At 45.2% G+C, this 7814-nt stretch carries 8 protein-coding genes; all 8 read left to right on the plus strand.

From position 1 onward, the window contains the following. Positions 1-427 precede the first annotated feature (427 nt). Complete coding sequence (locus CSV68_RS16205) at positions 428-1024, plus strand: thymidine kinase (RefSeq protein WP_099634586.1); 597 nt, start codon at positions 428-430, stop codon at positions 1022-1024. A 92-nt stretch (positions 1025-1116) separates the two neighbouring features. After that, complete coding sequence (gene prfA / locus CSV68_RS16210; RefSeq protein ID WP_099634585.1) at positions 1117-2193, plus strand: peptide chain release factor 1; 1077 nt, start codon at positions 1117-1119, stop codon at positions 2191-2193. Further along, on the plus strand, positions 2186-3037 hold the full coding sequence (gene prmC, locus CSV68_RS16215; protein ID WP_099662642.1) for a peptide chain release factor N(5)-glutamine methyltransferase: 852 nt from the start codon (positions 2186-2188) through the stop codon (positions 3035-3037). The genes prfA and prmC overlap by 8 nt, the downstream gene beginning before the upstream one ends. A gap of 47 nt (positions 3038-3084) precedes the next feature. Beyond that, positions 3085-3654 carry a stage II sporulation protein R gene (locus tag CSV68_RS16220; protein ID WP_099662643.1) on the plus strand — a complete coding sequence of 190 codons (570 nt, stop codon included), beginning with the start codon at positions 3085-3087 and terminating at the stop codon, positions 3652-3654. 60 nt (positions 3655-3714) lie between these two features. Next, positions 3715-4746, plus strand: a complete 1032-nt coding sequence (locus CSV68_RS16225) for an L-threonylcarbamoyladenylate synthase (protein ID WP_099662644.1) — start codon at positions 3715-3717, stop codon at positions 4744-4746. A 79-nt stretch (positions 4747-4825) separates the two neighbouring features. Then, the gene (locus tag CSV68_RS16230; protein ID WP_099634581.1) at positions 4826-5329 is read left to right on the plus strand and encodes a manganese efflux pump MntP; all 504 of its coding nucleotides are present in this window, start codon (positions 4826-4828) and stop codon (positions 5327-5329) included. A gap of 54 nt (positions 5330-5383) precedes the next feature. Further along, a complete protein-coding gene (locus CSV68_RS16235; RefSeq protein ID WP_099634580.1) occupies positions 5384-5830 on the plus strand; it encodes a low molecular weight protein arginine phosphatase in 447 nt (148 codons plus the stop codon). Next, entirely contained in the window at positions 5827-7119 is a 1293-nt protein-coding gene (locus tag CSV68_RS16240) for a methyl-accepting chemotaxis protein (RefSeq protein ID WP_099634579.1), read from the plus strand. The genes CSV68_RS16235 and CSV68_RS16240 overlap by 4 nt, the downstream gene beginning before the upstream one ends. Positions 7120-7814: the final 695 nt, after the last annotated feature.

Genomic DNA, 7814 nt, shown 5'->3' on the forward strand with positions numbered 1-7814 from the left:
GTGTAAAGTGCTCAATGTGTGCGTGTATTCGCTCATAGTTGCGTGTAAAGTGCTCAATGTGTGCGTGTATTCGCTCATAGTTGCGTGTAAAGTGCTCAATGTGTGCGTGTATTCGCTCATAGTTGCGTGTAAAGCGCTCAAACTGTGTGTACCCGCTCATAGTTGTGCGTAAAGCGCTCAAACTGTACGTATACCCGCTCATAGTATCACGCTAAGCGCTCTATCCAAGCAGCTACCCGCTCATAGTATCGCGCTAAGCGCTCTATCCAAGCAGCTACCCGCTCATAGTCACACGTCAAGCGCTCTATCCAAGCAGTTACCCGCTCATAAAAGCACGCCAACAGCTCTACCCGCAGTATCCGCAACACCCGCAACACCACTCAAAAACCCACATACATAAAGCACGATCAGTGAAAGGAGATTGACCATGTACGTTACAATGCAAGGCGGCTGGATGGAAGTCATCTGCGGCAGTATGTTTTCAGGTAAATCGGAGGAGCTCATTCGCCGGATTCGTCGGGCAGAATTTGCCAAACAAAAGATTGCGGTATTCAAACCGGCCATTGACGATCGGTATAGCGAGGAAGCTGTGGTCAGCCACGATGGTGCTTCAACTATTGCCAATCCTATTTCCAAAGCGAGTGAAATACCGAATCTCGTATCAGATGATTTCGATGTGGTCGCCATTGATGAAGCACAATTTTTTGATGAAGATATTATAAATGTCGCGATCGAACTAGCAGATCGCGGATTTCGCGTGATCGTGGCAGGACTCGATCAAGATTTCAAAGGCGAACCGTTTGGGCCGATGCCGGAACTAATGGCGGTAGCGGAACTGGTGACAAAACTTCAAGCGGTCTGTACCGTTTGCGGATCACCTTCAAGCCGAACACAACGATTGATAGATGGACAACCCGCATGCCAAGATGATCCAATTATTCTGGTCGGTGCGTCCGAAGCATACGAACCACGTTGCCGTCAGCACCACGAAGTGCCTGTCAGCCGCGCGCAGTATGTAAAATAAACATCATTCCGTCTATCCTTACGCACGTAAGGATAGACGGTTCTGTTATATACTAGTATATAATTCATTATTTCAGAAGAGGTGAACCGACTATGTTCGATAGACTGCAAGCAGTAGAAGACCGTTATGATCGACTCAATGAACTACTTAGTGATCCCGAAATCGTCAATGATCTGGATAAATTACGAAGCTATTCAAAAGAACAATCTGATTTACAAGATACGGTCGAAGTATACCGTGAATACAAAGATGTCTACACTCAATATAACAATGCAAAAGAAATGCAAGATGAGCCACTTGATGATGAAATGAAAGAATTAGTGAAAATGGAAATCGATGAACTCGAAGACCGTATCGAGTCTCTTGAAGAACAATTAAAAGTATTATTGATTCCAAAAGATCCGAATGACAATAAAAGTGTCATCATGGAAATCCGAGGCGCAGCGGGCGGAGACGAGGCAGCTTTATTTGCTGGTAGTCTGTATCGTATGTATACACGGTTCGCGGAAATGAATCATTGGAAAGTGGAAGTGATTGATTCATCCCCAACTGAACTTGGCGGATTTAAAGAAATCATTTTCATGATCGATGGCAAAGGTGCTTATTCCAAGTTGAAGTATGAAAACGGAGCGCATCGCGTGCAACGTGTACCGGAAACGGAATCGGGTGGACGAACGCATACGTCGACTGCTACTGTTGCCTGCCTGCCTGAAGCAGAAGAAGTAGAAATTGAGATTCATGACAAAGATATCCGGACCGATACATTCGCGTCATCTGGACCGGGCGGACAATCCGTCAACACGACGATGTCTGCTGTGCGTCTGACGCATTTGCCGACAGGGACGACGGTATCGATTCAAGATGAAAAATCTCAAATTAAAAATAAAGAAAAAGCGATGAAAGTCTTGCGTGCACGTGTTTACGATAAGTTTATGCAAGAAGTGCAAGCGGAATACGATGAAAAGCGGAAAACGGCCGTTGGATCAGGAGACCGTTCCGAGCGTATTCGCACATATAACTTCCCGCAAAATCGTGTGACGGACCATCGAATCGGTTTGACCATCCAAAAACTCGATCAGATTATAGAAGGGAAATTGGATGAAGTAATCGATGCGTTAATTATAGAAGAACAAGCACATCGCTTGGAAAGCTTGGATCGCAATGACTGAAACACTATTTGCGTCCGTGCAACGAGCGCAGCAGTTGCTACAGGAACGCGGAATGGACGCGCATGCGGCTGAATTAGCTATGCATTCGGTCACAGGAATGAGTCAGGCGAATTATTTGGCGAGTTTTCGTGATCCTATTTCGCATGAAATGGATTCACAGTTCTGGGCAATTATCACGGAATTACTAACTGGTAAGCCGATTCAATATATTCTTGGTGAAGAGTCTTTTTACGGTTATTCATTCGAAGTCAATGAACACGTCTTGATTCCGCGTCCTGAAACGGAAGAACTTGTCCATTATGCATTACAACGAGCGAATCAATTATTCGGAGATCAAGTCATTCACGTGGCGGATATTGGAACGGGTAGTGGAGCCATTGCCGTGGCATTCAAAAAAGAACGACCGACTGCAAAAGTGACCGCCACTGATTTCAGTGAATCGGCGCTTGAAGTTGCGAAACGCAATGCAGAGCGGAATGAAGCGGATATAACCTTTATGCAAGGGGATATGGAAGTACCGTTGAAACAACAGAAATGGGATATCGTCCTATCCAATCCGCCCTACATCGCAGAACATGAAAAATCCGTTATGTCACCAACTGTTTACGAATTCGAACCGCAAACGGCGTTATTCGCTGAAGAAGAAGGTCTCTACTTTTATCGAAGACTAGCAGAGAACTTATCTCCTTTGATGAATCGTCCTGCGCTCATCGGTTTCGAAATCGGCTATCAGCAAGGATTGATCGTGCAAGGATACTTGCAGAAATCCTTTCCGCAAGTGACTGTGGAAATCATTCAGGACATCAATAAAAAAGATCGAATGATATTTTGTGAGATTCAATGAATAAAATCCCTTCCTGCGGGTCAAGATAGAGTGCAGGAGGGGATGACATGTTACAAGATTATCCAATTAACGAACAACCGACTCAAACTTCGAAACTAGTGGCATTTATAGAATTTGTACTTATATTACTTACTATACAAGCGGTGTTGCTTGTATTCGGTCAACAGGCAACTGCGGGTGAAGCGACGCAATTTCGCATTCTTGCAAACTCTAATACTGTAGCGGATCAACAAGTGAAACGAGATGTTCAAGAGAAAATCGCACCATTACTTGAGCAGGCAATCAATCAATCTACGAACACGCAGCAAATTAATGATAAGCTTCAAATGTTAGAACCAGCGCTTCTTGAAATCGCAAAAGCACAAGTAAACGGTGCTCACGTAACGCTTGAGCATAGTGCCGCAGTGATTCCACCGAAACGGGTAGGGTATTTCATTCAGCCGCAAGATGTATACGATGCATATGTCGTGAAAATCGGTGCGGGCCGAGGCGATAATTGGTGGTGTTCATTGTTTCCTAATGTTTGTTTCCCTGAAGAAGCTACAGTGACTGAAACAGAAGAACAAGAACCTGTTACATTCTTCATTTGGGAGTGGATAAAGTCGCTGTTCGAATGAACATATTCACAATTTTTGTGGATAAAATCGATAAAATGTGTATAAAGAGGGGTTGAGCAAGTGGACACTTTGCAAGAAACAGTGGATAACCAAGTGGATAACGATAGAATCTATGAACAAGCTGTGGATATCCTCAATTCTGGGGGGATAGTTGCCTTCCCGACTGAAACAGTTTACGGATTAGGAGCCATTGCAACAGATGAGCAAGCAGTACAGCGGATCTTTGAGGCAAAAGGAAGACCTTCGGATAATCCGCTGATCGTACATATTGGGAATCAGTCCGACATCAAGAAATACGCAACAGATATTCCTGAAATTGCAGACATACTAATGAAAGCATTTTGGCCGGGACCATTGACGTTAATTATGGAGAGAAAGCCTGGAGTCATTGCAGATGTCGTGACAGCGGGACTAAATACAGTAGCTATCCGTATGCCTGACCACCCGATAGCATTGGCATTACTGCGCAAACTGGATCAGCCTTTAGCGGCACCGAGTGCAAATCGTAGCGGGAAGCCAAGCCCGACGGAAGCGGATCATGTCTATCACGACTTAATTGGTAGAGTTCCGCTGATTTTAGATGGCGGGGAGACAGGAGTAGGCCTTGAATCCACTATTTTGGATATCACGGTCACACCGCCTGTCATTTTGCGTCCGGGCGGCATTACGAAAGAGCAGCTGGAAGAGTTAATTGGCACCGTTCATATGGCGACGCTACCTACAGATCAAACAGCAACACCACGTGCGCCAGGCATGAAATATGCTCATTATGCGCCTGAAGCACCGCTTTTCATCATCGAGCCGAATGCGAATTCTATTGCGCATGCGCTAGATACTATTCATCAACAAAATAAACGAGTCGCGATCATCGGACCTGATGAGTTATACACAGAACGTGCGGATTGGTACTTTTCCACTGGTTCTATCAACAGTCGTGAAGCGATGGCGTCGAGTCTCTACAAAGCGATTCGCCAATGCGACAATACAGAGGCAGATATCATCCTCGCAATTGAGACCGATCATTCGGGTATCGGTGCAGCGGTTATGAATCGTCTCGATAAAGCATCGGACGGCAAGCGTTTCACCGAGTAACATTTCGATAATGAGGAATAGCCCCCTTTAGCACCCGCATAAGATTAGTAGATGCGAGAATTGCGAGGGGGCTACTTTTTTGATAGAAATCATAGCGGCTATCATTACAACGGTCGATATCCTGATCGTCTATACATTACTTCAGCTACGGCGAGGTCGCTTGATGATCATGCTGTGGACTACTATACTGAATGTGTCGCTGCCGCTCATCGGTTTCTACGCAGGGGAATGGGTGATGACCATTTTCGCGGGGTGGGGTCATGCGCTCTCGGGTGTATTGCTTTCACTCATAGGTCTTCACATTCTCCTCTCGGACAGTGAAGAGCCATCAGTGGTTAATAAAATCTCCCCATTTTTCTTAGCGCTGATCGTCAGCATAGATGCATTCGGAGTGAGTGTGACATTTGGTATGATGCAGCTGAATAAATGGCTGTTTGCTTTGGCGTCGGGCTTCTTTTCGATCATATTTTCGGCAATCGCTTTATTGTACACAGGCCGCTTGCGTGTAATTAATGGCACGTTTATTCGCCGATTAGCAGGTATTGTATTCATATGTATGGGCGTATTGTCCTTATTTTTCTGAAAAAGTGTTTCTTTTTTCTCATAAATCCGTTATTCTGTAAAGTAGGTGAAGAAAATGAATATTTATTTTATTTGTACAGGCAACACATGTAGAAGTCCTTTGGCAGAAGCATTAGTCAATCATGCCAACATGCCAGGCATTACGGCGAAATCAGCAGGTATTCATGCGATAGATGGCTTGCCGATTTCCCCGAACTCAGCACGGTTGCTGACGGAAGAAAAAATTCCATTCACTCCCTATTCTAATGAAGTCAAATCTGCTGATATGGAGTGGGCTGATCTTGTGTTAACGATGACAGCAAACCATCGAGATATTCTGCATAATTGGTATCCTGCAATGAAAGAAAAAGTGTTTACATTAAAAGAATACGCGGGTACAATGGCAGGTCTTGATGTACATGATCCATATGGTGGAGATCTAGAAACATACCGCACGACATTTCATGAGCTGACAGAACTCATTAACTCCGTCATCCGAAAGCAAGCGGAGGGGAACTTATGAAAGAACCGAAAAAAGTAGGGCTACGAGCGAAACTTGTCTTATTTATCGTTATTCTTGCAGTCATCACGTATACGACGAGTGCGGTATTCATTAACTGGGTACAGCCAACGTTTTTCCCGAATGTACGTCCATTCGTTTTTCAACTGCTTACATACGCGATGGGCATTATGTGGTCAGGTATTTTAGCAGCCATGTTCAGCACTATTTTAACCAAGCCATTGCAACGTTTGGAAACTGCTGCTATGAAAGTGGCAGATGGGAAAATTGGTACGGATATTCAACTACCGAACTCATCGGATGAAATTCATTCCGTTTCCAAAGCATTCCAGCAAGTAGTCGTCAATTTGCGTAGTATTATTGAACAAATCGAATCCAACTTCCAAGCTACTGCCCAATCCGTCGATGAATTGACGAAAGAGACAAGCGCTGCATCCGGTCAATCCGACGCCATTGCGCGCACGATTGGTGAAATTTCCGATGGCGCAGAAAACACTTCCGAATCGATTCGCGAAACAGTCAATGCGATAGAAGACATTCGGCAACTGGCAGTGGAAGTCAATAATCGAGCAGGGCAATCATCCGAGCAATCTAAAGTAATGTTAAAGGAATTACACGCGACTACAGAGATCTTCCAATCGGTATTAGCGGGTATTCATCAGATGAGCAATCAAAGCGAGCATTCATTGGAAACGATACAAGTACTCGATGAAAATGCTCATAAAATCAGTGAAATCGTAGAACTCGTCGGCAACATCGCGGGTCAGACAAATCTACTTGCGCTTAACGCATCTATAGAAGCAGCGCGAGCAGGGGAGCACGGTAAAGGCTTCGCTGTCGTCGCAGAAGAAGTCCGCAATTTAGCGGATGAAAGTGCAAAAGCCGTTCAGATGATTTCTGGGCTTGTTCAAACGATCCAATCAGATGTCAAACAAGTCGTCGCTGAAATGAAACAGCAAGTAGAAACGGCATCCACTGAGGCCAAACGTGCGACGAAAACAAACGGAAACGTTGAAACGATGACCGCCACTATCCAGACGATGGCCCTTTATGTAGAAGAAATTGGTCAAATCGTTGGCGATCAAATGCAAACGATCGAGCATACGGCTAAGCAGTCGATGGAAGTAGCGACGATCGCAGAGCATACGTCAGCTGGTGCAGAAGAAGTTCGTGCGGCCACTGAAGAGCAGGTGGCGTCGATAGACCAAACGAAAAACAAGGCGTTGGAGCTAAAGGAGCAGTCGGAAGAGTTGTACAAAGTCATCCGGAGGTTCGACCGTACGCCTATGTAATTAATTAAGACGATTCTGGGGTGTTTCATGCTCTGGGTCGTTTTTTTTTGTTTGGGGTGTTGTTTTTACTCGTTGAAGTGCTGTCGGGTTACGTTTCTGTTTAGAGTACGTAATAAGCGGCAATGGGTTGTGGTTCTTGCACGTGCATTTTCTGCTTCTTGTTTGATCAGGAGGTTGTGGTTTAGCTGTCTATGTAAGTGACGAGTCCATTGTCCTCACTTCGGCGCTGGTGGATGGCTTTCGCGAGGAGCCAGAGACAAAGCCTGTCTTTGTCTCCTCGCTACGCCTACCACAGCAGGCGCCTTCGTTGGATTGGGTGTGGGGCAGTTCGGGTTGTTGTTTTTACTCGTTGAAGTGCTGTCGGATTACGTTTCTGTTTAAAGTACGTAATAAGCGGCAATGGGTTGTGGTTCTTGCACGTGCATTTTCTGCTTCTTGTTTGATCAGTAGTTTGTGGTTTAGCTGTCTATGTAAGTGGCAAGTCCATTGTCCCCACTACGGCGCTGGTGGATGGCTTTCGCGAGGAGCCAGAGACAGGGAAGTTCGCCTGTCTTTGTCTCGTCGCTACGCCTACCACAGCAGGCGCCTTCGTTAGATAGTGTGAATGGCAGTTCCTACACTTCTTTTTCAAGAAATACATACTAGCTATCACGATGTCCTGATCTTCTTCCTATTAGAACCACAACCAGAATAAC

The sequence above is a fragment of the Sporosarcina sp. P29 genome, assembly GCF_002743265.1.
GTDB lineage: Bacteria > Bacillota > Bacilli > Bacillales_A > Planococcaceae > Sporosarcina.